We start from the raw sequence: 25,106 nt of genomic DNA, 5'->3' as shown, positions 1-25,106 counted from the left end.
GGACTGGGGACTGGGGACTGGGAACTGGGGACTGGGGACTGGGGACTGGGGACTGGCGAGATGAGGGAGAAATCTAATTCTTTATTTCTGCCTTCTGCGCCACAGCCTCCGATTTAATTTAATCTTGAGATAAATAAAAAGTTTCAAGCTTAGACAGAGTATTTTAGACAATCCTGATAACTGATAACCGTGAATTGATATTAGGAGTAATTCTGTGGTTCTACAAGTTCACCCCACCCAAAAAGAACCAACTATTATCTGGGAAGCGCTTCCAGCAGACTTCATTTTACCTGACGACCCAGTGGAAAATATTCAGCAACCTACTCTTGCAGCAGCACTTACCGACGCTTTGGGAGCCACAGGACGCATTCAACCTCAAATGCTGATTGGTTCTAATTTTGGACTGGTAGCCACAGTTAACAACAAAATAGTCGTCAAAGCGCCTGACTGGTTTTATGTGCCTCAAGTGCAACCTGTAGCATTTGGTGTGATTCGTCGTAGTTATACGCAGCATTTAGAAGGCGCTGCTGTGGCTATAGTAATGGAATTTTTATCAGATACAGAAGGTGGAGAATTATCAGTCCGCTCAACTCCACCTTACGGTAAACTTTATTTCTACGAACGAATTCTCAAAGTTCCAACCTACGTCACCTACGACCCCTACGAACCAAATCTAGAAGTACGATGCTTGCAAAATGGACAATATACTTTGCAGCAAGCAGATGCTAATGGACGCTTTTGGATTCCTGAAGTAGAGTTATTTATCGGAATTTGGCAGGGTGAAAGACTTTGCCAAACTACTAATTGGCTGAGATGGTGGGATAAAGAAGGAAATTTACTATTGTGGAGTAATGAACAAGCTGAACAAGAACGCCAACGCGCTGAACAAGAACGCCAACGCGCTGATATATTAGCAGCTAAGTTACGCGAACTAAACATTGACCCAGATGCGATCGCTTAACAACTTCTATCGGCAATGATGTATGAAGCGTCCTTGTTTCAATCCTTATACTTTTGACGCTCTTGTTCTAAAACAATTTGAACCTGTTGATATTCAGCTTCAATTTGAAAAATTTTCTCTGTTGCGCCAAAGAGAGCTTCTGTTACTACCATTGTCTCTAATTCTGCACAGAGACTTGCTAAAGTGGTTGCACCCAGTATCGCACTAATAGAGGACAATGTATGAGCCGCTCGTCGAAGTGACTTGAGATTAGTTTGACTGAAATAAAGGTGAATATTTTGTAATAATATAGGAGCATCTTTAAGGTAGTCATCAATAATTTCTAGGAGAAATTCCACAGCATGAGCTGATGAATTCAAGTCAGCCATTTGGAGAATTTTTTGCAAAATAGCTTGGTCAATAGGGAAAGAATTTGCGGTAGGCAAACAAGAGTCTGAGGGGGAAAGATTTGTAGAAACTTGCTCTTTGCTCTCTTGGATGTTTTGAGCAGAGGCTTGCTCTGCTTTTTGGCTCTTCTGAGATTGGATTTGACATCTTTTAAGCAACTGCATCAGTTCTGCAATACGGATTGGTTTAACGAGGTAGTCGTCCATCCCAGATGCTAAATACCGATCACGATCGCCGGACATCGCATTTGCGGTCAATGCAATAATCATCGGCCGAACGTCTGGTGTCCACTCTTGGCAAATATGTTGAGTTGCTGTGATACCATCCATGACTGGCATTTGTAGATCCATCAACACCACATCATAGAGTTGACGACGCAGCGCCAAGAGTGCTTCTAAGCCATTGTTAGCCACATCTGGTTGATAGCCCATTTGCTGCAACATCAGCCGTATAATTCTTTGATTAATTACATGGTCTTCTACTAACAGTATTTTTAAAGGATATTGTTCAGCCATGCGCGGGTTAATCTTAGCATCGGCAGCCAAATCATTTATTTTCCAGTCCCCATGACCCAATCCTTCAGAAATGACAGGAGTAGTAATTGTAAAGTTAAATGCACTACCCACACCTGGCTCACTGTCAACCCAAATTCTGCCGCCCATCAACTCAGTTAGTTGCTTGCAAATAGCTAAACCTAGGCCTGTACCACCATATTGCCGAGTGATTGAAGAGTTGACTTGACTGAAAGCTTTAAACAAACGCTCAAGGCGATCGCTGGGAATCCCAATACCTGTATCTTTGACTACAAAGTGAATTTCGTAACTATTTTTCCCATGTTGATTGCTCATTATTTCACGAGCGATCGCTGAAACCTCAATACTCCCAGTTTCTGTAAATTTAATCGCATTACTCAGCAAATTGATTAAAATTTGCCGCAGTCGGGTAATATCGCCCACAACTGTAGTAGGAATATCAGGAGTGTCAAGGAACATAAGTATTAACTTCTTTTCTTTCGCTATCGGCGAAACTAAATAAAGAGCTTCATTTATACAACGCCGCAGCTCGAAAGATTGCTCTTCTAGTTCTAGCTTGCCTGATTCAATCTTTGAGAAGTCTAGAATATCGTTGATGATTTTGTGTAAAGCATTACTACTCATGTAAATCGTTTGAGCAAAGTCTTGCTGCTGGGCAGTCAATTCAGTATTTAGGAGTAAACTAGCCATACCATTCACTGATGTGATTGGTGTCCGAATTTCGTGGCTAATCATAGCTAAAAACTCTTGTTTAGCAAGCTCTGCTTGTTTGCGATCGCTCATGTCTCGCAGAGTATAAACATAACCCTGAAAGTTCTCAATTTCTGTCTGAACTATTGAACAGGAAAAAGCAACATGAATTTTTTTACCACTTTTAGTTATACAAACAGTTTCTAACTCTTTAATAGGTGGATTGTAAATATTTTCTTTCTCACCTTTTCCTAACTTTAAATCTTCGAGTTCACGAATAATTATAGATATATCTTGACCTATTAATTCGGCTTCTTCATATTCTAATAAAACTTGTGCAGATGGATTAATTTTTTTGATTTTACCTGACAGTGTTGTTACTAGTAACGCATCTGCCATCGATTTCATAATTTCATCAGTATATTGTTTAGCAGCTTTAAGATTACGTAGTAAAAGATTTGCTTCATTTGCACTCTGAATCAATGATTTCTCTAAAATCATCCTCTCAGTTACATCTGCTATAATAACTATTAAACTATTGCTATTCTTATCTTGTACATTTTTAGTAATACAGATATCAATATATAAAGGCGAGGAAACAGATTCTGTGCGTATAATTCCCTTAAGTTCAAAATTATTCTCTTTACCTTGCAAAATTGTATCAATTACGTCTTCCACTCCAAATAATTCAGGGAAGCTCAACCGAATATCGTTGTCTTGTTTGACTTCATCAGGAACATCAGCAAGACGGTACGCTCCCGGAGACATTTCCAGTATTTTCAAGTTATTATCGATAATTAAGTATTCTACGTAACGCAGAGATAATAATTTTGGTATTAATAGATTCATATGTTTAAATTAAATAATTAGCTAAAACTTGAAAAATTTCATCTACATTAATACCACATTTAGCTGAGGTTAAATAGGTATTTAGCACAGCTTCTTGTTTAGGGAAACCATACATTTTGCGAATTTTTTCTAAATATTCTGCTTCAATTAAGTCCGATTTATTCAATGCAATAATAATATAGCTTTGAGGATTAATAGCTAAAAAACTATTGATATGCTCCAGTAGATGATTTAGTGTTTCTTCTCGTGTAACATCACCAACTATCACGGCTCCTTTAGCTCCTTGAAAATAGGTAGGAGCAATTGCCCTAAACTTATTACTACCTTCTATATCCCAAATAAGAAGCTGTAGTTCTTGCACATTCTGTGGTTCTTTGCTAGACCAACTCACTAATTTACGAGAAATTTTTACTCCTACAGTCGAAAGATATTCATCACTAAATTGTTTATCTACAAATTGACGGATCAGGCTAGTTTTACCTACTCCAAAATCACCAAGCAAGCAAATTTTTTTAGAGATTGTCGGCATGATTTATATAAATAATAACAGTAGGTTGTAATTATGAAAAATCATTTAAAAACTAACATTTATAAATTAGAAATCAGTTCTAATACGACACACCGCCTTAACCATGAAGGTTGAGCGGCATTAATTCCTGGAGGTAAATTTGTTGTTCCAATAATATGTAGACGAGATGGATCAATATCTTGATTAATCAGTGCTTGTTTGACAGCTTCTGCACGTTTAAGTGATAACTGTCGGGCTTCTATTCCACTACTATCGGAATAACTATAACCAATAATTTTTAAATGTTGCATCGGATGCTGATTTAAAAAAACCTTAGTCTGCCCAATCTTGTATTTTAAATCGGTAGGTTGTAAAGTTGCTGAGTTGGATTGAAAATAAAACTGAATTTTAATCCGAAGCGGTTGTATCTGCACTGCACTAGATAACGACTTTACCCCTGGGATTTGCTCAAATGCTTGAGTAATTGTCTTAGAATCTGCGATTCGGCTGACAGTACCCTCGACAGAAACCTTACCACCAATATATTTAGCTGAAATTTTTGTCCCAGCCATTTGATTTAAAATTGCGGTAACTCGTTTGACTTCAGCAGCCGCCAATACCGGATCTGCTGGTACTTCAACTGATAAAATTTGATTGTCAATCAACCATTTAGGGGCAGTTGATTTAACAATTTCTTCGGCTTTCCAACGCAGAAGTTGATTAGGTACTCTTCCTGTTAGCTTTAATTTCCCTCCTTCTTCCTTCACGGTTAGACGATAGACGGCTAATTCAGGTGCAGAAGCTAAAGCAAGTGCGGTTTTGTTCTCAACCTCATGAATTAATTGACTGTGATATTGCCAAATACCCCAAGGAAGTAAAATAATGCCGAATACTGCCAAGCTTAATTTCAGTAGCAAAGAGGGTTGATTTTTTCTTTTGTTCGTCTGAACTTCATCATCCTGCTGGACTGCTAAAAGTGTATGAACTTCGTTAGGGATTGTAGTCAAATCACCATCAAATTTTTCGATTAACTCACCATAATCCTTGACAATAGTACCGAGAGTTTCCCGCATTTTCCAAGTGAATGCTTTGGTTGGTTCTCCTTGCACTACAATTGCCAAATAACAATATCCTGCAACTTCTAAAATAATTTTAGATGTACCGTAATCAATAGCGTCTAGTTCGGAAATACTTCCAGACTGGATAATACAATCATTTGCAAAGGCACGAATAGCTGTTAGCATTCCTGCTACCATATCAGACTCTAGTGGCTGTGCATCAGATTGTTGAATATCAGAGATAACTAAACCAGATGCTTTATGAATCAAAAAAATGGCTTGTACAGTAAACTTTAGCGAGGATTTGAAGATTAACTCTGCCTCAGAAATACCCTGTAACTTAGCACGAATTTTACGTTGAATTCCTTCAAAACTGAGCGTTTGCTCAACTTGTTGGTTAATTGCGCGGATGGTTTCTGCCATATATTTGGCAATTGTACTGCCAATGATTGGATAGAGTGCATCCACCACCACATCCTTTTCAAGTTCAATTTGTTTTTTTATGGCTCGTCCCATCGTCGGCGCGATCGCTTCAGAAACTTCTTCTGGAGCAATATGAATTTGTTGAGAAATGGCTAGAGGAACAGCAGGAGCTAAAGCTGAAGCCATGCTAGTTTTATCCTGCTCAACCCGACTCTGGATAACTTCATCAACAATAGGAGCAATTACTTCTATCAAGTCTGTTTTTGACTCAGTTATTTTCAACCTTATTAGTTCAGTAACCGACGGTAGTATTAAGGTGATTAACTCTTGAGAATTGTAAATTTGATGCTCTAGTTTAGTTACATTTTGTTTAATACTGTTTGCAAAATCCTGTAACTCTACTAATTCCGAACCTACTAAAAGCTCTTGTAATTTTTGGAAAGCAGCTAACTTATCTTCTTCGTTCTTGGGATTTGGCTTTTTTAAATTTTGGTCGGCTAGCTCGGTCGGCTGAGGAATTTGCAACTGTTGTTCTTGAGAGCTTTGCAATAAAGTTTGAGGATATTCAAGTGTTGCATCTAAATCAACAGGAGAAGCAGATTCTAAATTTGCTTCAAATAATTGGCTTTTAAATTCTATTTCTTCTTGAGAAAAATCATATTTTTCACTGTTATCAATAGGTAATTTACTAAACATTTCTTCAGGTGGAGCAATAATATCGAGTTCAACAAGCAAACTCAAAAAATTCTCAAGCTGTACAGCTTCTTGTTGGTTTAGCTCAACAGACTGAGAATTAGAATCTTCCACCTGAATCATGTCAGTATGTCTCGCTTCGAGTGTCAAAGTTGAAATATAGCGATACTAATTGAGTATTTAAATTGTTAGTGCATTTCAGCAGAACCATTAGAGTGAGTGAACACTTTTGACAACTTTGTGGTTTCAATAAGCGGTACAGCACTATAGTTACTGCTTTCGTCCACTGCTTCTCGCAACTTAGGAATGAATTCAGTTTCCTTCAGTCGCATTCCCAAAGCAAAAAAAGTTTCAGCGATATCATCTTTAGAAACCTTAGTTTCTCTCAATTGCGAGAAGCGTCGATCCAGTTCTTCTAATATTAGGTCTCGCAATGCGGTCATATCGTCTTGAAGTTGGGCTTTATTCTGAGACAGTTCTTCTCGAATCGAGGTAGTTTGGCTATCTAAAGCTTCATCAAGTGACTGAACGCTGATGGAGAATTTTCTATTGAGGCGATCAACTTGTTGTCCCAAATCAGCAGTTTCTTCTTGGGTATTAAGGCTGAGTAACTTCAGCTTTTTCTCAAGGACTTCAGCCATCCCCTTTAACTCTGCTGTAAAGTTAGTTTTAAGTTGCTCAAGATGCGATCGCATTTCCTGCTGTAATAGTGACAGATCCGACTCCACCTTGCTAAATCGATTTTCGTACTCTCTTAACTGTGCGCCAATAATAATATCGCGGATCTGATCAATATTACCAAGGCGTTCACGTACATCTTCTCTACTCATTTGATTCATTGATAACATCCCCTTTATAAGTAATTTAACTAGAGAAGTGAAGCAATATATTTAACTTATACTAAAGCTAAAACCTCAGTACAGTAAACAAAAAACCTGAGAAAACTAACTTTAGTAGACCAAAGTCATTATTCCCAGTTTCTGAAAGTTTCTATCAGGCGACACAGTTAAAGCTATTAAGAGCCTTGCACAGACGCAAAGCCCTCTCGCCGGAGACGACATATCTTAAATTAAGCTCGTTTATTAAAGCTTTTAGGGGTTACAATTTTTGATTTTTGTGTATTCAATAAGAAGCCACAATGCAATTAGTTAGGGGATTCAGATCCACTATTAATTGTTATTGTACGCCTCTTACCAATTTTGTCGGAGTTTTAAAGGCTATTTATTCAGCCAGTACCCTCACAGAATTCATTACTTTATTCTTTCTGAAACAAAAATTTAATATTCCAAGATTTAATTTTTGCGAGCCTTACCAAAAATTCTTATTCAGTACTTAGATTCAAAATGTGGGCTTCTCAAATAGCAACAAAGAGAGGAAAAAATCCATGATAAAAATTGACACCCAAGTGGTAACAACAGCTTTTGTTGCTGATTCTCCTACTTCCTTAGCTCCTCCTTTGGTAGTTAGCCCCCAGCTACAACCAATTACACCAATCAAAACTCCAAAAATAAACCCTTTGAGCAAAATAATCAACAAATCTGTTGGTTCTAAAAAATCTCTGACTGACTCTAAAAATGTTTCTGGTTCAATTCGATAAAATTGAAATCCGGCAAAAGCTCCACCAATAACGCCCATAACTAAAGCAAAAATTGTCATAAAGGGCATCATTAGACAGCAGCCTATTACTCTCGGAAGTACTAGATAATCAATTGGATCAGTTTTGAGCATATAAAGTGCATCAATTTGCTCTGTCACTTGCATTGCACCTAATTCTGCTGCAAAAGCAGATCCTACTTGTCCTGCAATAATACTAGCGGTCAATATAGGAGCTAATTCTCTGCAAAAAGCTAATGCAAAAGCACCTCCTACAGCATTGAGCGCACCAAATTGTACTAATTCTCTCGCCGTTTGAATGGTAAAAATCATACCAGCAAAACCACTGACAAGGAGAACTGGAGAAATGGCAGCTGGGCCAGCACTCACCATATGTTCCAGAATCTTGCGGTGGTAAGTTTTTCCAAGGAGTAAATGTAGCCATACCTGGCCGAAAAGCAGCACTGCCGCAAAACAGCGTGTAGTCGAGGATTGCTCGAAATTTCTTTTGGGTTGCAATTTGATCCCTTTAAGACTGACTTTTTGCAATTATGTTAGGGCATAGTGCAAGAATAGATGCATTTATTGCTTTCCTTATAAGTAGTTGTGGTTAGTTTTTAAATACAAGCATGATGAAATATATTGTCCTTGTGCTGCTATTAATACCTTTCTTCACAGTAGCACCGCTAGCTTTTGCATCTGTATGCCGCAATTATGATGGTCAACAGATTTGCATTCTCAATATCAATCGAAGCGCCAAAAATTATTGGGAATACAGAGCAGCCGTGAGTGTAAATGGAGTTAAACGACCTATCGAGGTTTACAACTGTCGGGAGCAAGTCAAGGTTAAACAGGACGGCACTATTTTACCATTTGAGCAAAAAGACCCTGGGAGACTGATATGCAGCTTTTTTAATTCTTCTGGGCGGTAAATACGCGCCAGATGATGAAGACCATGAAACTTAGATATATGAAGACGATGATCCATTCTTGCCAGCTAGTAAATGTATCGTTCATTTGCAAAAGCCAGAAAATTGATAAAGGTAACTTTCCTTGTCTCTAAATCCTACACGTTCATGCTGTCACTTGCTTGGTATATTTTGCTCATCAGGTAAAGGACAAAAATTAGTCAAAATTTCTTAGCTAATTTTCCGGAATAGCTCAGAGCGGGGTGGTATCCATTATCAGACTATCAATTATATAGCGAACTTCTATAAGTAACCTTCGGGGCATATAGTCCCATTTGTTCAAAAGCTCAGTCGTAAAGGCTGGGCTTTTGATGTTTATGGCGACTCTCGTTTGGATGCACCTATAGGAAATTTTACGTATCATATAAAACATTTATCTAGAAACTTTTAAGGGATTTTATCGGTCTGTTTTTTCAAATTATGTAAAAATTCACCAATGTCATCTTCTACTCAAGGCCTTCCCGGATTGCCCGATTTGACACATCCAACGGAACTAGTCGAATTTGGCAGCCAAGTACTCAAAGGTTCACTGTTGTTAGTCTTTTTGGTCGTAGCTTTGGGAGTTGCGATCGCTTTGATGAGTTTTTCTTTGCGTCGAAGCCAGCCGGAACAAGTGATGTTCTTTGGTGACTGGGCTGTGGGTTATTCCCAACTATTGCGGGGATTGCAGCATTTAACTCTGGTATTAATTCTGCTAGTGACTGGATTTTTTCTCTGTTCAACTTTGAGTAATCGCTACCACAACTGGGAACAAGCAAGGGTAGAGCAAGTGACTCAAAGTGTTGCAGGTGAAAAGCTCGAACAATTTGCGCCCCAAGTCCGCTACGTTACGCAAGAACCATATACATATACCACCCAAGTCAATGGCAAGATAGTCAATGTAAATCAGACACGAGAAGTCAACCGCTTTTTGACGCTGGCTAGTTCACAAATTCAGGTCAAGCTTGACCAAAGCATAGATGTTCGAGGTCGTAGCTCAGTTTATCGTGCAGACTATATTGCTGATTACAAAGTTGTAAACCAGCTTAAAGATATTAATAATTTCTTTTTTGAAGCACCCCCGCCCAATGGTTACACGCTGCTTGCTAGCTACAAAGTAGAACGTACTGGAACTAGGGTACAACCAACTAATCCGGGAGAATATAGCTTTCCTTTTCGCTTGCAACCAGGAGAAGAAGCCAACTTTCGAGTCACCTATCAGGCTCAAGGAGGGCCACGCTGGGTTTATAGTGCAGGGACACAGTTGCTTTCTAATTTTCGCCTGACGGCGATCGCAAACTTCGCTCCTGCTGATTTTGCCAGTGGTATTGTACCGAATGAAATTAAGAGTGATGGAAAAAGCACCCAATTTACTTGGATATTTGATGATAATGTTTCTGTCAAAAACCCGTTTGGAGTGTTTACTAATACTGACCCCATTCGCCACACTGGGATAATTCCCCGGCTTTTATTGCTAGCACCAGCATTATTTCTCTGGTGGATATTATTGTTGTATTGGTCGCTACCAATGAGCCTGAAAAATGTGGCGATCGCTGCTGGCATTTTCTTTGCTTGTCTGCTGAGTTTGACCTATCTGGCTCGTTTGATGAATGCTCAATTAGCTTGGACTCTGATTTCTTTTGTCTTACTTTTCTTGACATGGGGATTGGGATTAAACCGTCGTGCTTCTCTAGCTGCGATTATCTGCACCATTGCTGGAGCAATACTACCCGTCTTTGGATTATTAGTACCGTTGAGTGGTCTTACCCTGAGCCTTGCAGGTTTGCTTTCTGCTGTTTGGCTAGCAGTTCGTCACTGGTATAGTTGGTATAATTTGCAGCCAGATAAGAACTAAAGAAAAACGGTATTATAAATCTGTCTCTATGCCTTGTGCTTCATATACCTGTTCTATAAAACGCTGAAAATCTTGCTCACAGGACTCAAAAGCTGTAGTTGTTTGTAAATGTACTAACTTTAGTTAGGTAAATAGAGAATATGCAACTGCAAAAGAAATTGATGCAGAAAATTCCCGGTACTGTTTGGGTATTGGGGTTTGTCAGCCTGCTGACAGATATTAGCTCCGAAATGATTCATTCTCTATTGCCCTTGTTTCTAGTCTCAGTGTTAGGGACGAATGTGTTTACTGTCGGCATGATTGAAGGGATTGCGGAGGCTACAGCTTCAATTTTAAAAGTCTTTTCTGGAGTCTTAAGTGATTACTTGGGACATCGCAAAGGGTTGGCGGTGTTTGGATATGGGCTATCGACCTTTATCAAACCTTTATTCGCTGTAGCTACCAGTTCAACTGGGGTGTTAATAGCTCGATTTGGCGATCGCATTGGTAAGGGTATCCGAGTTGCACCGCGCGATGCTTTAGTTGCCGATTCCACTAATCCAGAGGCGCTTGGTGCAGCCTACGGATTGCGTCAATCTCTTGATACTATCGGAGCATTCCTGGGGCCTTTGGCAGCATTTGCCTTAATGACTGCTTCCAAAAACAACTTCCGCCTTGTCTTTTGGCTAGCACTCATCCCTGGTTTCTTGGCGGTGGCTTTATTAACAGTAGGAGTGCGAGAACCAAGAGCAAAGAAAACTCAAGGAAGCCGAAGCAACCCTCTGCAATGGCAAACTTTACGCAGTTTGGGTCAAAAATATTGGGTAATTGTAGCAGTGGCGCTGCTATTCAATTTAGGAAACTCTAGCGATGCCTTTTTATTGCTGCGAGCCGAGCAAATAGGTATTTCTGCCTCACTCATCCCGTTGACATTAGTGGTGATGAACATGGCCTACTCATTAAGTGCCTACCCATTAGGAATACTTTCTGATCGCTTCGGCAGATTTGGGCTATTGGTAGGCGGATTTATTCTATATGCTTTAGTGTATCTGGGCTTCGCCTTCGTACAAGCACCTTGGCAAGTCTGGGGATTGTTTGCCCTTTATGGTTTGCATTTGGGTATGAGTCAAGGGTTGCTGTTGGCGCTAGTGGCCAATAATATACCTGCAAATCTGCGCGGCACGGCTTTTGGATTTTTCAACTTGGCTATAGGATTAGCGCTGTTACCTGCCAGTTTGCTAGCCGGTGGGTTGTGGCAGACTTTAGGAGCAGAAGCAACATTTATTGCTGGGAGCTTGTTTGCGATCGCAGCTGTGTTGCTACTGATAACGCAGAGAAATAAATATTAAATCATAATTCAGTAGACCTTTTCCAAGATATCGAGCAAAAGTAAAATGAGATTTTTCACCACTAGCTTGCAAGTTGCCAAAACTTCTGTAAAATATATGTTGATCAGGTGATGAGACTCACCTTCTAGAAAATCTAGAAAACCGCCCCTCGGCTGATAGTTTCTACCTCAAATCTAAACTGACTGCGTGTAAATGTAGCAGACTTTCCATAACAGGAGGGATGAGGTATGAGCCGATATTTTTAAGAGGGGTGGTTAATTTTTTTAGCATTTAAAATACTTTGCAATAATAACTCTTTTAAAGAAGTTTATCGTTAGGAACCATAAGCTTATGAGTTTCTAGGTTTTTATATGAAACAGTTTCGTCAATTTGAAACGTTTATTGCATTACGTTACATAATCAAGTGGTTGCCTATTTCCTTTTTAGTTGGTGTTCTTGCTGGCACGGCTTCTGCGGCACTTTTGTCCTCACTAGAATGGGCAACTGATTGGCGGGAATCACATCGGTGGATTATTTACTTACTACCGCTAGGCGGTTTTTTAAGTGGTTGGATTTATCATCAGTTTGGGCAGGATGTAGAAGCTGGAAATAATCTTTTACTCGAAGAAATACATAATCCCAAAGATATTATTCCTTTTCGCATGGCTCCTCTTGTTCTATTAGGAACAGACCTCACACATTTATTTGGTGGTTCCGCCGGACGTGAAGGTACAGCATTACAAATGGGTACTTCTTTAGCAGACCAGTTAACTAAAATACTGCACTTTCAAGGAGCAAATCGGCGAATTTTATTAACGGCAGGTATCAGCGCTGGCTTTGCTTCAGTTTTCGGAACTCCCTTAGCTGGAACCGTCTTTGGATTGGAGGTTTTATCGATTGGAAAAATTAATTATGATGCTCTTTTTCCCTCTTTAATAGCAGCGATCGCAGGGAATCAAGTAACTTTATTATTTGGTTTGCATCATGCTGCAAACCAACAATCCCCATCTATACGGACAATCATAATTTGGGGGCTAATTTCTGTGATAATTGTAGGTGTAATCTTCTCTGTCAATGCGTTCTTTATCTGGGAAAAGGGCTAATTTTGGGTAATTAATAAACAGATAAAACTTCAGCTATAAATTTAATTCATTGATGACAAAAAAGCAGTTTTTATAAATGGTTTTATAAAAAAAACTGTTATTCTGACTAAGAAATTAGTTGTTTTATAGAAAATTAAAATTTTTATCTATGCATCAATTCAATAGTATTAAGCGATAGTGAAATTTAACTGTAAGATAACCTAAGCATGAGATTCTAAATTAATCTAAGCTTTAGAGAGGGGAGCCGTGGTAGCAAAAACAGTAACTGAACATATCATTGCTCTAAAAAATGTCAGGAAATCTTATCGGCAACCCAACGGTCAGGAAATAGTCATCCTGGAAAATATCAATCTGGAGTTGCGTTCGGGAGAAATAGTAGCTTTGCTGGGGCCTTCGGGTTCCGGGAAATCTACGTTAATGCGGATAATTGCAGGGTTAATTAGCCCTAGTGCAGGCGAGGTTATCTATCATAACTCTCCTTTAGTTGGGTTAAATCCAGGAGTTGCGATCGTTTTTCAAAGTTTCGCTCTTTACCCCTGGTTAACGGTTCTAGAGAATGTAGAACTGGGTTTAAAAGCTAAAGGTGAACCCCTAGACTCTCGGCGACAAAAAGCACTGCGGATGATTGACATTATTGGTTTAGATGGGTTTGAGAATGCCTATCCCAAAGAGCTTTCTGGGGGAATGCGCCAACGAGTTGGATTTGCCAGAGCCTTAGCTGTAGAACCAGAATTATTATGTATGGATGAGCCGTTCTCTGCATTAGATGTACTGACGGCAGAAAACTTGCGTTTTGAATTATTAGATTTGTGGTTAGAGAAGCGTATACCTACTCAAGCCGTTTTAATCGTCACCCACGGCATTGAAGAAGCAGTGATTCTGGCAGACCGGATTATTGTTTTAGGGCGCAATCCTGGGAGAATTCGAGCGGACTTAACTGTAACTTTACCTCATTACCGCGATCGCAAACATCCCAGCTTTCAAGCCCTAGTAGATCAAGTTTATACAATCATCACCAACCCTGAACTGGAGACAATTGAGCCACCAGCCACCACTTCTGTACAGACAGCAAAACCGGAACCTAAGTATCAGTTTTTACCAGCAGTTCGGATTGGCTCCATTGCTGGTCTTTTAGAAATTTTAGAAGATCGTCCAGAAAAAGACCTCTACCGTCTCGCCCAAGAACTGCAATTGGAAGTAGATGATATTCTACCGATTGTAGATGCTGCAAAATTCATGGATTTTGTGGAACTAGCGCAAGGGGATATTAGCCTAACCGGAATTGGTCTGCAATTTATTGAAGGTAGCATTGATGAGCGCAAACAAATTGTCCGCGCTCAACTGCTAGGAAATATTCGTTTAGTACAGCAAATTTATCGTCTTTTAGAAGCGAAAACCAATCAAAGGGTTCCCGAAGAATTAGTATTAGATATCTTAGAAACTCACTTTAGTCCAGAAGAAGCCCAGCAGCAATTAAAAACTGCCATTGAATGGGGTCGCTATGCTGAAATCTACGGTTACAACGAGCCATCAGGACAAATCTTTTTAGAGCAAGCTGTCAATATAATTCCTAATTCCTAATTATCGGATAGATAATGCTTCAACAGACGCATAAGTTTTTGCTTTGTCATAAATCATTTTAGGAAATCTTCAACCTTTAATTACGAATTACGAATTACGAATTACAAATTACGAATTATTATGACTCGCCCCCTGACTCCTGCAAATCAAACTCTGGGACGCCTGAATTGGACTTGGCAAGATGGATTACTGATTTTGACAATTGTCAGCTTGATTGTGGTAATTGTCAGAACAGCTTCGCAGTTTAATGGTGCTTTTCACGCCGAACTCACAGTTTCCACAAATATTAGGGCTTTGCCAGGGTATACAGCCCAAACATTGATCCGTATGACGCTGGCTTACTTCCTCTCTCTGGTGTTTACTCTGATTTATGCTTATAGTGCCTATCGTTCCCGTATTGCATCTAGGATTTTAATTCCTCTACTTGATATTCTGCAATCGATTCCAGTATTGTCATTTTTACCAGGGGTGGTATTAGCCTTGATTGCAATATTTCCGGGTCAACGGATTGGGGTAGAACTTGCTTCAATTCTGCTGATTTTCACAGGTATGACCTGGAATATGACTTTTAGTTTTTATCAGTCTCTGTCTAGCATTCCCCAAGAACTGTTAGAAGCATCTCGTGTTTATCGCTTGAATTCATGGCAACGATTTTGGACTTTGGAGTTACCTTCTGGTGTCATAGGTTTAGTCTGGAATAGTGTGATGTCAGTGGCAGGAGGCTGGTTTTTCTTAATTGCAATTGAGTCATTTACGCTAGGGAATAAAGATTTTCGCTTACCAGGATTAGGCTCTTATTTAGGAACAGCAGCCAATAACGGAGATTTTAAAGCTATATTTTGGGGTCTGGCGGTGCTGATTGGGGTCATTGTGGCAATTGATTATTTTATATGGCGACCGCTGATTGCCTGGGCAGAAAAATTTAAGTTAGAGATGATTGAAACACAAAATGCACCGCAATCATCAGTATTAGATATTTTAAGGCGATCGCCTACTTTACGCGCAATCAGCGATCGCATTTTTCAGCCGTTACAAACAGCCCTAGACTACGGTTTAATTCGGTCGTTTCCGGTGCGTTCTCTACCCGTAAATGCTCAAGGAGAGTTGCGCTGGTCAGGGTTACTAAATTGGGTATTTGTTAGTGGGTTCACTTTAATTGTTTTGTGGGGTACTTGGGAAGCTGTTTTATTACTACGAACTTTGGGCTGGGCTGATTGGCAACTAGTGATTAAAGGTGCAGTTTTAACAGCTTTGCGAGTCATCATTGCTTTGATTTTATCGCTTTTGTGGACTGTACCTGTGGGAGTAGCCATTGGTCGCAATCGGAAACTGGCACAAGTATTGCAACCATTGGTACAAATTGCCGCCTCTGTACCTGCAACAGCTTTGTTTCCGGTGTTGTTGCTGTGGTTAACTCACATTGCTGGCGGTTTACAGATTGGTGCGATCGCGCTCATGATGTTAGGGACAATGTGGTATATCTTGTTCAACGTCATTGCTGGGGCGCAGTCGATTCCCTCAGACTTAATAGAAGCTGCTGCGGTATATAAACTTTCTCTTGTAGAACGCTGGCGAACCTTAATTTTACCTGCAATTTTCCCTTATTTAATAACAGGCATTATTACCGCTGTTGGCGGCGCTTGGAATGCCAGCATCGTCAGTGAGTATGTTACATTTCAAGGCCGAGTGGTTAGTACATCTGGACTTGGATCAACAATTTCTCATGCTACAGCTACAGGTAATTTCTCGTTACTCTTAGCTGGAACAACAGTGATGTCTTTGTTAGTAGTAATGACCAATCGTTTAGTTTGGCGTCCGCTTTACAAGTTGGCGCAGGAAAAATATCAACTATTGATTTAAGCTATACTGTATCAAGTGTTAATCGCATTAATTTTAAAATTAAGCGATCGCTTTTTGATAGCATATTAGAAAATGAATAAATGAGTGCAATTACACTTACTCTTTGTTAGAAAATTTTACCTTTAATACGATTGCCCTGTGTCACACCTAGTAAATTTCAATTGAAATTTATTTATAGTAACCTATGAGGATGAACAGATTTTAAGTGTGACAAATCTTTGGCAATTTCATGTTCGGGTAAGGGAACCATGATTTCTAAAGCATCTTGGCTACAAGCAATTCTGGTAGCGCGTTTTTCTTCCAATTTTTGCAAAATAGATTCAAATTCTTCCCAGCTAACATCTGGAATGGTAACGGTGCTACCAGGTGCTAGCTGCATCTGGCTAACAGGTTTGAAAACGGGTATGGCAGCAGTCATAACCAGAATATAAATAAGCTGAGTTTAAGCAATTATCTATCAAGGTCGCAGAGCAAAATTACCCAGCGTCCCTGATAGATTGAGTTTAACAAAAGCGCCTGATAACCGTAGTTTTACACCTTAAACTTTTCAGTAATTCGCTTCATTGCTTCTTCGACATTCTCGCGGCTATTAAATGCGGAAATGCGGAAGTAACCTTCGCCAGCAGCACCAAACCCAGAACCAGGAGTTCCCACAACATTTACTGTGTGCAGCAACTTATCAAAAAATTCCCAACTGGATAAACCATTAGGAGTTTTCACCCAAACATAAGGTGCATTCACGCCACCATACACTGCTAATCCGGCAGATGTCAGTTTTTCGCGAATAATTTTGGCGTTTTCCAAATAGAAACTAACTAGCGCCTTAACTTGTGCCTGCCCTTCTTGGGAGTAAACTGCCTCAGCTCCCCGTTGTACAATGTAGGAAACTCCATTGAACTTAGTAGACTGGCGGCGATTCCACAGTTTCCACAGTTCCACCTCAGAACCATCTGCTGCTTTGGCTGTCAACGTTTTTGGCACTACAGTTAACGCGCAACGGGTTCCGGTAAAGCCTGCATTCTTGGAAAAAGACCGAAACTCGATCGCAACTTCTCTTGCTCCCTCAATCTCATATATAGAGTGAGGAATCTCGGAATCGGTAATGTAAGATTCGTAGGCGGCATCAAAGAAAATAATCGAGTTATTAGCTTTGGCATAATCTACCCAAGCCTTGAGGTGTTCCTTAGTAGCGGTTGCACCGGTGGGGTTATTGGGGAAACAGAGATAAATTAAATCGACTTTCTGAGAAGGAATCTCAGCAGTGAAGTTGTTTTCAGCAGTAACTGGGAGATAAACTAAGCCTTCAAACTCGCCTTTACCGTTGATATTGCCTGTATTTCCCGCCATGACATTTGTGTCGACATATACGGGATAAACAGGGTCAGTGACGGCGATCGCATTATCATGTCCAAAGATTTCTAGAATATTGCCACTATCGCATTTGGAACCGTCGGAAATAAAGATTTCCGAAGCATCTATATCAGCTCCTCGCGCTTGGAAATCTTGAGCAGCAATTTTTTCTCGTAACCAAGCATAGCCTTGCTCTGGGCCATAGCCTTTGAAGGTGGTGCGATCGCCCATTTCTTCCACAGCCTTAATCATAGCTGTGCGACAAGCTTCTGGTAAAGGTTCTGTGACATCGCCAATGCCCAGCCGGATAATCTTAGCATCAGGGTTAGCTTCTGCAAAAACATTGACCCGACGAGCAATTTCTGGAAACAGGTAACCTGCTTTCAGCTTCAGGTAATTGTCGTTAATTGTTGCCATAGTAGATATATGAAAGACGCCCTAAAATAGCTTACTGCTAATTTATATGTGCGTTGAAGAAGAATTCAGGTACGATTTGTTGTGTAGGCAATCCTGCTGGAGGAAGTCTCCCCAGGGTCACTTTCGCGCAAAGGTAGCAGCGTCCCGTGAGGCGTCAACCCGCTAGAAATTATACAGTTCAGCCTGTTTGAATAGATTAGACATCCTCATGCCTAAAAGCATGAAGAGGATGTCCCAATACGGTTCGGATAAGGTTTTTCAATGAAAGTTATAGATCACAAAGACGCGACAAATCGCTGTCTTTACAATAATCAGTCCTTTGTAGAGACGGCGATTTATCGCGTCTCTTCCCTTAACCGAAACGTATTGGAGGATGTCCAATCAGCCCCTCTGCACAATACGCTGCTGAAAAAGCACGACCAAAAGTAAGAAAGTACCACGGAGTACGAGCTGCCACCAAGGAGTAATAGTTCCCTCAAGATTTAAAAGGTTGTACATCATTCCTAGCAAAAGTACACCGATGAGGGTTGGAAACACGCTCCCTTGCCCTCCTGTGAGAAACGTTCCTCCCATGACGGTTGCAGCGATCGCATCTGTTTCCCAGCCAAAGGCAGCCACTGGCTGACCTGCTCCTAGACGACCCGCGAGAACAACACCGGCAAGCCCTGAAAGCAGACCACTGAATGTGTACACCGCAAGCTTAACTCGGTTTGGATTCACACCCATGAGGCGGGAAGCCTCTTCGTTGTCGCCGATAGCAAATATATGCAGCCCTAATCGGCTTCTGTGTAGCATAAACCAAGTTGCAAAATATAAGAGCGCAACTATAATCACAGGGACAGGGACGGAACCAATGAACCCCCTGCCCAGCCAAACAAGTCCTGATGCTGCCGATGGTACGGCAATCGACCTCTCCTGAGTGATGCTCAACGCCAGCCCACGTGCAGCACTCGCAGTGAATAACGTAACAACGAACGGCTGGAGCCGTGCGCGAGACACAAGAAGACCATTGACCACACCGAGCAACGTGGTGCTGGCAATGCCGCCGCCGATAGCCACGAAGCTGCCTTGTCCGGCAAGCATTGCTGCGACGACACCGCTTAGAGCAACGAGTGCGCCCACGGACAGATCAATTCCTCCGCTGACGATCACAATGGTCATGCCCAGCGCCACGATCGCAAGCATACTGTTCTGCCGCATGATATTCATGAGATTAAGAGGTGTCAGGAAGGTTTCATAACGAAACGATGCGAAAACAGCTAAACCGAGGAGCATAAGCAGTACACCTTGCGAGGTGAAAAGCCTAGCGAGACGCTTCGAGAGCCGCATTCCCGCAAGTGCAAGAGACCTGGTGGCAGCCATGATGCTTTAAACCTCCTGAGTACGCTGCAAAAAAATGGCGAAAAGAATGATTACGGATTTCAAAACTAATGACCAGGTAAACGGAATCAGGAGCATATTGAAACTCGTGGAGATCACCTGCATAATCAAAGCTCCTACAACAGTGCCAAGTATATTCGCACGACCACCAGAGAAGGGCGTACCGCCAACAACAACGGCTGCGATCGCATCAAATTCCGCGTTGACACCGACCTTGCTGGGATCGCCCATGCCAAGCCTTGCTGTCTCGACAAGTCCGGCAAAACCGGCAAGCAGGGCGCTAATCACATAAACTATATATTTCACGCGCCCTGCACGGATACCCGCAAGCCGTGCGGCCTCCTCGTTGCCGCCAACTGCAACGATCTGACGCCCAAAAAGCGTAGAGTGAATACAGAAGAAAGCTCCTGCAATGACGACTCCCGCAATCACAACCTGAATTGGTATAGAACCGAGATAGCCCTTTCCGAGCGCTTCAAATGTGGGATGGGCGAAGGGAACGAGTTTACCGTCCCCGATGACCTGAGCCACCCCACGCCACATGATCAGAGCCGCCAAGGTAGTGATTAGGGCGTCAAGTTTCAGATGTGAGATGAGAAAGCCATTGAAAAGACCAACCAACAGAGCAGCACACAAGGCGAACGAGATGGCAACAGCTATCCCATACTTAATAAGCAATGCCACAATCACGGAAACCAATGCCATAGTAGAGCCGACTGTGAGGTCGATGCCGCGCGAGGCAATAACAAAAGTCATCCCAACGGCAACAAACATTGTCGTGGATACTTGGAGCAACATATTCAAAGTGTTGCTAACTGTAGCGAAACGCGGAGTGAAGACGGCGTTCGCAACATAGAGAATTAGGAGCGCCGCAGGTGCGCCGAAGTTTGGGTTCCACAGAGTTCTCCAACTCAGATCAGGCTTCTTGCTCTTCATTATCTGTCCTGCTCTGTTTCAAACTATTTACCAACGGCTTGCTTACGATCTATACCTTCCGCCATTACGTGCAGAATTGCCTTTATGTTCTTCTGTTCGCCACTGAGTTCCGCAATTGACCGTCCGTCACGGAGGACGACTACACGTTCCGAGCCTTCAACTAGCTCTTCCACTTCCGATGAAATCATCAGAACCCCCAGCCCTTGCTCTGCTAATTCGGCGATTAGCCGCTGGATCTCGCGCTTTGCACCAACATCAATACCACGAGTCGGCTCGTCGAGAAGAAGAAGTTTTGTATTCTTGCACAGCCATCGCGCCAGAAGAACTTTCTGCTGATTGCCACCAGAAAGTTCGTGGATCTTCTGCTCGGTGCTGGCCGCCTTGATATCAAGACGCTGCATGAAACGGTCGACAAGCTCGCTCTGTCGTTTTCTTGAAACAATGCCCCATTGCGTAAGCTTCGGGAGTGCAGCTAGTGTGAGGTTTTCTCGCACCGAAAGCTCGGGGATGATGCCATCCGCCTTACGATCCTCTGAAAGGAAAGCTATCCCAGCATCGATGGCATCATGAGGATCACGCAGAGACAAAATACTACCTTCGAGTTTTACGGTTCCACTTTCAAGGGGTTCGGCCCCGAACAGGGCGCGTGCCGTTTCACTTCGACCAGAGCCAAGCAAACCCGCAAGTCCGACGATTTCCCCATGTCGGATTTCAATTGAGACACCATCGAGCCGTTGCTTATATTTGAGAGCTTCCGCATACAGCAGCACTGGCCGACCTGTGGCATTTTCCGGTCGTCCGGCGAACGCCGTGACTCCTTTGCTCACCTCATCGGGTTGGCGACCTAGCATATGACAAACGAGTTCCAGACGATTGAGGGTTGCCAGGGATTGCGTCACGATGTTGCGCCCATCACGGAGTACCGTCACGCGATCGCACACAGCGTAAAGTTCTTCAAAACGGTGGCTGATGTAAACGATGGATGTTCCTTGCGACTTTAGCCGACGCATAACATCAAAAAGAACAGAAACTTCAGTTTCCGTCAGCGAACTTGTGGGTTCATCGAGGATGAGTACCTTCGCCCCAAAGGATATAGCGCGTGCGATCGCCACCATCTGGCGATGGGCAATATTGAGCGAACCAACCACTGAGCGCGGGTCAATATGCAAACCCAGGCGCTCCAGGATATCGGTCGCCCCAGAGTTCATCGTCCGTCTATCAATGATGCCGAAGCGATGCGGTTCCCTGCCAAGAAAAATATTCTCAGCAACAGTTCGGAAACCCACAAGCTGGATCTCTTGGTAGACAGCTACTATGCCTGCCGCCTGGGCTTCGGTCGGATTCTGGAATGCAACGGGGTGAGTCCAGCCCTCAGCCTGACAAAGACCGCCAAGATGGGGGGCTGGCGTTAGTCTTCGCGTAGCGTCTCGTAGAGAAGCGGTAGCGACGTTAGGAGCGTCACCCGAAGGGTTATGGTTGTACTCTATAACACCTGAGTCCCGTCGATATGCCCCCGTGATGATCTTGATGAGAGTCGATTTACCAGCGCCGTTTTCTCCGACCAACGCATGGATCTCGCCCGCCTTCAGCTCGAAATCGACGCCCCGGAGCGCTGGCACGCCGGAAAAACTTTTCTTGATGTCCGTCATGCACAGAACACTTCGAGTCGCCTGAGTCATCGGCCTTACCTAGTTTTTGTCCTGATAGCCTATAGTCAAAGATCCTTTAGCTGGCACTATAGCCATCCTATTTGTTCATTGTCGAGGCTCAAAATATTTCCTGGCTATCTTTTCTTTATTTTAAGACAGGAAATACTTAGTAAGCTTCATACACAAAATCCTTGGCGTTTGTGATGTCAAAAAGTCTGTCTTTAAGAATTATCCTAGTAGGAATCTTCTTGCCAGCAAAATACTTCTCCATCGTGGCGAAAACAAGTGGCCCAAAACGTGGATTCGACTCGACACTCACTCCAAGTTCGCCGCGGATAATCGCCTCAAGTGCAGCTTTCTGACCATCGATTGAAACGACCATTACATTCTTTCCAGGCTTCATACCTGCGGATTTGAGAGCCTGGATAGCACCTAATGCCATTTCGTCGTTGTGAGCATACACTGCGGTGATATCGGAACCCTTGGCCTGGATCATCGGTGAGAGGTTAGAATAAAGTAAATTTTGTCAATCAGTTAAAATACTCAAAAAAACTTTAATGAAAATGATAATCGTGCGTGGGGGAGGGGAAGGAGGCGAGCGACACTCGCCTCCTTCCTCTCTATTTGATTATCATTATCTATAAGTTTTTAACGGCTAAAATGTGAGGCAAAAAAGTATTGTAACGAGAGAATAAATTTTTCAAAAGTGAGTTTCATTATTATTGTAAATTCAGTAATCAAATGCGGTAATGAAAAGTGCTTGTTGACTACTATGCCCAAAGCTGCAAAACGAAACTCCGACCACGCGCAAAAGCATAATACTCCTACCATAGATAATGAAGCGATTGCGTCGCATTTAGAAGAGTTACTAACTCCAGCTATCTTTGCTCAACAAAAATACTATAAGCAGTTAGGTTTACGAGATAGAATTATCAACCTATCCTTCATGGTAGCAGCAGTATTAACTTTATTGTGGCGACAAGTTCCTGGAGTTCAAGAATTAACAAGGCTTTTAGCAAGAGAAGATTTATTGTGGTGTCGTTCTAGAATAATTGCTCAACAATCTCTTTCTGAAAGATTTTTAGTATTCCCATCTGAATTATTTGAGCGAGTATTTAAAGATTTACTACCTCAGTTACAACTTAATTGGCAACGACGGCTGAAGCGACCACTTCCTGATAGTGTTAAATTTGCACTTCTTAATTTTGAACGAATTTGGATAGCTGACGGGTCTACATTAGAAGCCTTATTCCGAAAGCTAAAAAGCCTAGAAGACTTGAAAACAGGTCAATTAGCAGGAAAGATTTGTACAGTTATTGATTTAGTCAATCGCTTACCTATTGAAGTTTGGTTTCACACTAATCCTGCTGCATCAGAAACTAACTTTGAAGCTCCATTGCTGAAACTACTACCTGCTAAAACTCTGATCTTACTTGATAGAGGTTTTTATCATTTCCACTTTTTACAACAACTCATTAACCAAGAAGTTCATTTTATTACTCGTTTAAAAGCCAAAGCATCTATTAAGTACTTAAAAATTTTCAGCTATGACCATTCAGTTAAAGACCGATTGATTCAACTTGGAACTGTTCGTCGTGGTGCACCAGTGCTTACTTTACGTTTAATAGAAATTAAGGTTGGTAAAACTAGCTATTCTTATATTACTTCTGTCCTCGACCCACAAATCTTACCTCCTTACGTTGTCGCAGATTTATATCGCCGAAGATGGAGAGTTGAAGAAGCTTTTTACGTGGTCAAGCGTTTATTGGGACTGTCATATTTATGGACTGGTTCTATTAATGGTGTGAAGTTACAAGTGTGGGCAACTTGGCTCTTTTATGCAGTATTGGTTGACTTGGGAGATGCGGTTGCAGACGAATTATCTTTGCCATTTGACCGCATTTCTTTAGAGATGATTTTTCGTGGTTTATATCATTTTAGTGTCGCCTATGATAAAGGTAAGGCGGATGACCCAATTAAGTACTTCGCTGCCAAAGAAAATCAAGATTTAGGAGTAGTTAAAGCCCTGCGAAAACCAGTCTCCAAGCTGGATTTATCGCCTTTTCCCGCACCCTCTTGACAAAAGTGCAATCACTCTAACCTCTCACTGATGGGCCTGGATGATGTTCTCCATTACACGTACAGCCGCAGCCCGCGAAAAATCTGCCGTCTGCGTGGCAATAATCTTCATGTTGGGATAACTAGCAATGGCGCCGCGAAACCCCTTTGCCCGATCAATTGCTACCGATGACCCAGCTGTTCCGGTGAGTTCCACGATAGACGCCTTGCCATCAGTCACCTGAGCCAGCCATTTTCCAACGCGATGACCTTGGGCGATGAAATCTGACCCAAGAAAGCTGACGAAATCTTCGCCCGGTTTTCCCGCTGCTTCACGGTCGATGAGAAACACTGGTATTTTTGCCGCTCTCGCCGCTTCCAGGGCGGGCGTAAGCCCTTCATATTCGCGTGGCGCGAGAAATATGGAGTCGACTTGTCGGGCGATTAAATCCTCAATGTCGGCAAATTGCTTCGATGTTTGTCCCTGGGCATCCGTCATCAGGAAATCGTAAGTCTTTTTACGCTTGGCAGCCTCTTCCTTAATGCTGTTTGTTTCGGCTATGCGCCACGGGCCGATGTTCTCCGTCTGCGAAAATCCAACAATCTTTTTCGTTTTCTCGCGCACACAACCAGATTGCGAGAAAGCCGCAGCAGTAATCACAATGTAGGCGCTAAATACTACGAACCTTGACATATAGACTCGGACATCTGAGCATCTAAAATAGGTTTCATTTTTCATAACCTCATCAGATATTCTATCCATCGTGTCTGAATCGCTACTTAGAGCTTATCTCAAAACAAAGACTATAAAGTCAGGTTTTTGTGCAAGCCACTGATTACTGGTATTTTTCCAAAGGGAGAGGCTAGCGCCTTCTCTACAAGACCAAGGCGTAGCTTGCTTCCCCGGAGGGGTACGAGTCGGCAGAGCGCAAGGGCGGAGTGGTTCTCTATGAGCGACTGGCGTTGGA

Annotated in this window: 18 protein-coding genes, 2 pseudogenes and 1 riboswitch; of the genes and pseudogenes, 8 read left to right on the top strand and 12 right to left on the bottom strand. The window is 42.0% G+C overall.

Annotation, left to right across the window (positions count from 1 at the left end):
* Positions 1–214: 214 nt before the first annotated feature.
* Entirely contained in the window at positions 215–961 is a 747-nt protein-coding gene (locus tag WKK05_RS16895; protein ID WP_341530744.1) for a Uma2 family endonuclease, read from the top strand.
* A 38-nt stretch (positions 962–999) separates the two neighbouring features.
* Here the strand turns inward: WKK05_RS16895 and WKK05_RS16890 are convergent, their stop codons facing one another.
* From WKK05_RS16890 to WKK05_RS16870, 5 genes are all read right to left on the bottom strand, one after another.
* The gene (locus tag WKK05_RS16890) at positions 1,000–3,420 is read right to left on the bottom strand and encodes an ATP-binding protein (protein WP_341530743.1); all 2,421 of its coding nucleotides are present in this window, start codon (positions 3,418–3,420) and stop codon (positions 1,000–1,002) included.
* 4 nt (positions 3,421–3,424) lie between these two features.
* Positions 3,425–3,949, bottom strand: coding sequence for a Rab family GTPase (locus WKK05_RS16885; RefSeq protein ID WP_341530742.1), 525 nt, complete (start codon positions 3,947–3,949; stop codon positions 3,425–3,427).
* Positions 3,950–4,008: 59 nt separating this feature from the next.
* Positions 4,009–6,252 (bottom strand): BON domain-containing protein, encoded by a 2,244-nt coding sequence (locus WKK05_RS16880; RefSeq protein ID WP_341530741.1) that lies wholly within the window; start codon positions 6,250–6,252, stop codon positions 4,009–4,011.
* A 38-nt stretch (positions 6,253–6,290) separates the two neighbouring features.
* Positions 6,291–6,941: a hypothetical protein gene (locus tag WKK05_RS16875; RefSeq protein WP_341530740.1), complete on the bottom strand. Its 651-nt coding sequence runs from the start codon at positions 6,939–6,941 to the stop codon at positions 6,291–6,293.
* 499 nt (positions 6,942–7,440) lie between these two features.
* Positions 7,441–8,214, bottom strand: coding sequence for an MlaE family lipid ABC transporter permease subunit (locus WKK05_RS16870; RefSeq protein ID WP_341530739.1), 774 nt, complete (start codon positions 8,212–8,214; stop codon positions 7,441–7,443).
* 110 nt (positions 8,215–8,324) lie between these two features.
* Between WKK05_RS16870 and WKK05_RS16865 the strand changes: the two genes are divergently transcribed.
* From WKK05_RS16865 to WKK05_RS16840, 6 genes are all read left to right on the top strand, one after another.
* Complete coding sequence (locus WKK05_RS16865; protein WP_341530738.1) at positions 8,325–8,627, top strand: hypothetical protein; 303 nt, start codon at positions 8,325–8,327, stop codon at positions 8,625–8,627.
* Between the two features lie 472 nt (positions 8,628–9,099).
* A complete protein-coding gene (locus tag WKK05_RS16860) occupies positions 9,100–10,497 on the top strand; it encodes a hypothetical protein (protein WP_341530737.1) in 1,398 nt (465 codons plus the stop codon).
* A gap of 140 nt (positions 10,498–10,637) precedes the next feature.
* Positions 10,638–11,825: an MFS transporter gene (locus tag WKK05_RS16855; protein ID WP_341530736.1), complete on the top strand. Its 1,188-nt coding sequence runs from the start codon at positions 10,638–10,640 to the stop codon at positions 11,823–11,825.
* A gap of 97 nt (positions 11,826–11,922) precedes the next feature.
* Positions 11,923–11,997, top strand: a riboswitch (Fluoride riboswitch).
* 178 nt (positions 11,998–12,175) lie between these two features.
* Positions 12,176–12,907: a chloride channel protein gene (locus tag WKK05_RS16850; RefSeq protein ID WP_341530735.1), complete on the top strand. Its 732-nt coding sequence runs from the start codon at positions 12,176–12,178 to the stop codon at positions 12,905–12,907.
* 246 nt (positions 12,908–13,153) lie between these two features.
* The gene (locus WKK05_RS16845; RefSeq protein WP_341530734.1) at positions 13,154–14,488 is read left to right on the top strand and encodes a nitrate/sulfonate/bicarbonate ABC transporter ATP-binding protein; all 1,335 of its coding nucleotides are present in this window, start codon (positions 13,154–13,156) and stop codon (positions 14,486–14,488) included.
* Positions 14,489–14,608: 120 nt separating this feature from the next.
* Positions 14,609–16,348, top strand: a complete 1,740-nt coding sequence (locus WKK05_RS16840) for an ABC transporter permease subunit (RefSeq protein ID WP_341530733.1) — start codon at positions 14,609–14,611, stop codon at positions 16,346–16,348.
* Positions 16,349–16,520: 172 nt separating this feature from the next.
* Here WKK05_RS16840 and WKK05_RS16835 read toward each other — a convergent pair whose 3' ends face one another.
* From WKK05_RS16835 to WKK05_RS16810, 6 genes and pseudogenes are all read right to left on the bottom strand, one after another.
* Entirely contained in the window at positions 16,521–16,766 is a 246-nt protein-coding gene (locus tag WKK05_RS16835; protein ID WP_341530732.1) for a hypothetical protein, read from the bottom strand.
* Positions 16,767–16,879: 113 nt separating this feature from the next.
* Positions 16,880–18,115 carry an LL-diaminopimelate aminotransferase gene (locus WKK05_RS16830; protein ID WP_341530731.1) on the bottom strand — a complete coding sequence of 412 codons (1,236 nt, stop codon included), beginning with the start codon at positions 18,113–18,115 and terminating at the stop codon, positions 16,880–16,882.
* A gap of 381 nt (positions 18,116–18,496) precedes the next feature.
* A complete protein-coding gene (locus tag WKK05_RS16825) occupies positions 18,497–19,315 on the bottom strand; it encodes an ABC transporter permease (RefSeq protein WP_341531107.1) in 819 nt (272 codons plus the stop codon).
* Positions 19,316–19,483: 168 nt separating this feature from the next.
* Positions 19,484–20,431, bottom strand: a complete 948-nt coding sequence (locus tag WKK05_RS16820; RefSeq protein ID WP_341530730.1) for an ABC transporter permease — start codon at positions 20,429–20,431, stop codon at positions 19,484–19,486.
* A 23-nt stretch (positions 20,432–20,454) separates the two neighbouring features.
* Positions 20,455–22,110 (bottom strand): sugar ABC transporter ATP-binding protein, encoded by a 1,656-nt coding sequence (locus WKK05_RS16815; RefSeq protein WP_341530729.1) that lies wholly within the window; start codon positions 22,108–22,110, stop codon positions 20,455–20,457.
* A 136-nt stretch (positions 22,111–22,246) separates the two neighbouring features.
* Positions 22,247–22,582, bottom strand: a pseudogene (locus WKK05_RS16810) (substrate-binding domain-containing protein); the annotation flags it as partial.
* Positions 22,583–22,852: 270 nt separating this feature from the next.
* Here WKK05_RS16810 and WKK05_RS16805 point away from each other — a divergent pair.
* A pseudogene (locus tag WKK05_RS16805) lies at positions 22,853–24,148 on the top strand (IS4 family transposase); the annotation flags it as partial.
* A gap of 36 nt (positions 24,149–24,184) precedes the next feature.
* Here the strand turns inward: WKK05_RS16805 and WKK05_RS16800 are convergent.
* Positions 24,185–24,877, bottom strand: a complete 693-nt coding sequence (locus tag WKK05_RS16800) for a substrate-binding domain-containing protein (RefSeq protein WP_341530728.1) — start codon at positions 24,875–24,877, stop codon at positions 24,185–24,187.
* Positions 24,878–25,106 lie beyond the last annotated feature (229 nt).

Origin of the sequence: Nostoc sp. UHCC 0302 (assembly GCF_038096175.1) — a bacterium.
Lineage (GTDB): Bacteria > Cyanobacteriota > Cyanobacteriia > Cyanobacteriales > Nostocaceae > UHCC-0302.
This window is presented reverse-complemented; position numbering and strand designations above follow the sequence as displayed.

Coding starts and splice junctions, on each gene's coding strand:
- WKK05_RS16890 (WP_341530743.1), bottom strand. CDS start 3,420: ATGAATCTATTAATACCAAAATTATTATCTCTGCGTTACGTAGAATAC.
- WKK05_RS16885 (WP_341530742.1), bottom strand. CDS start 3,949: ATGCCGACAATCTCTAAAAAAATTTGCTTGCTTGGTGATTTTGGAGTA.
- WKK05_RS16875 (WP_341530740.1), bottom strand. CDS start 6,941: ATGAATCAAATGAGTAGAGAAGATGTACGTGAACGCCTTGGTAATATT.
- WKK05_RS16865 (WP_341530738.1), top strand. CDS start 8,325: ATGATGAAATATATTGTCCTTGTGCTGCTATTAATACCTTTCTTCACA.
- WKK05_RS16860 (WP_341530737.1), top strand. CDS start 9,100: ATGTCATCTTCTACTCAAGGCCTTCCCGGATTGCCCGATTTGACACAT.
- WKK05_RS16855 (WP_341530736.1), top strand. CDS start 10,638: ATGCAACTGCAAAAGAAATTGATGCAGAAAATTCCCGGTACTGTTTGG.
- WKK05_RS16850 (WP_341530735.1), top strand. CDS start 12,176: ATGAAACAGTTTCGTCAATTTGAAACGTTTATTGCATTACGTTACATA.
- WKK05_RS16840 (WP_341530733.1), top strand. CDS start 14,609: ATGACTCGCCCCCTGACTCCTGCAAATCAAACTCTGGGACGCCTGAAT.
- WKK05_RS16835 (WP_341530732.1), bottom strand. CDS start 16,766: ATGACTGCTGCCATACCCGTTTTCAAACCTGTTAGCCAGATGCAGCTA.
- WKK05_RS16830 (WP_341530731.1), bottom strand. CDS start 18,115: ATGGCAACAATTAACGACAATTACCTGAAGCTGAAAGCAGGTTACCTG.
- WKK05_RS16825 (WP_341531107.1), bottom strand. CDS start 19,315: ATGCGGCAGAACAGTATGCTTGCGATCGTGGCGCTGGGCATGACCATT.
- WKK05_RS16820 (WP_341530730.1), bottom strand. CDS start 20,431: ATGAAGAGCAAGAAGCCTGATCTGAGTTGGAGAACTCTGTGGAACCCA.
- WKK05_RS16815 (WP_341530729.1), bottom strand. CDS start 22,110: ATGACTCAGGCGACTCGAAGTGTTCTGTGCATGACGGACATCAAGAAA.
- WKK05_RS16800 (WP_341530728.1), bottom strand. CDS start 24,877: ATGAAAAATGAAACCTATTTTAGATGCTCAGATGTCCGAGTCTATATG.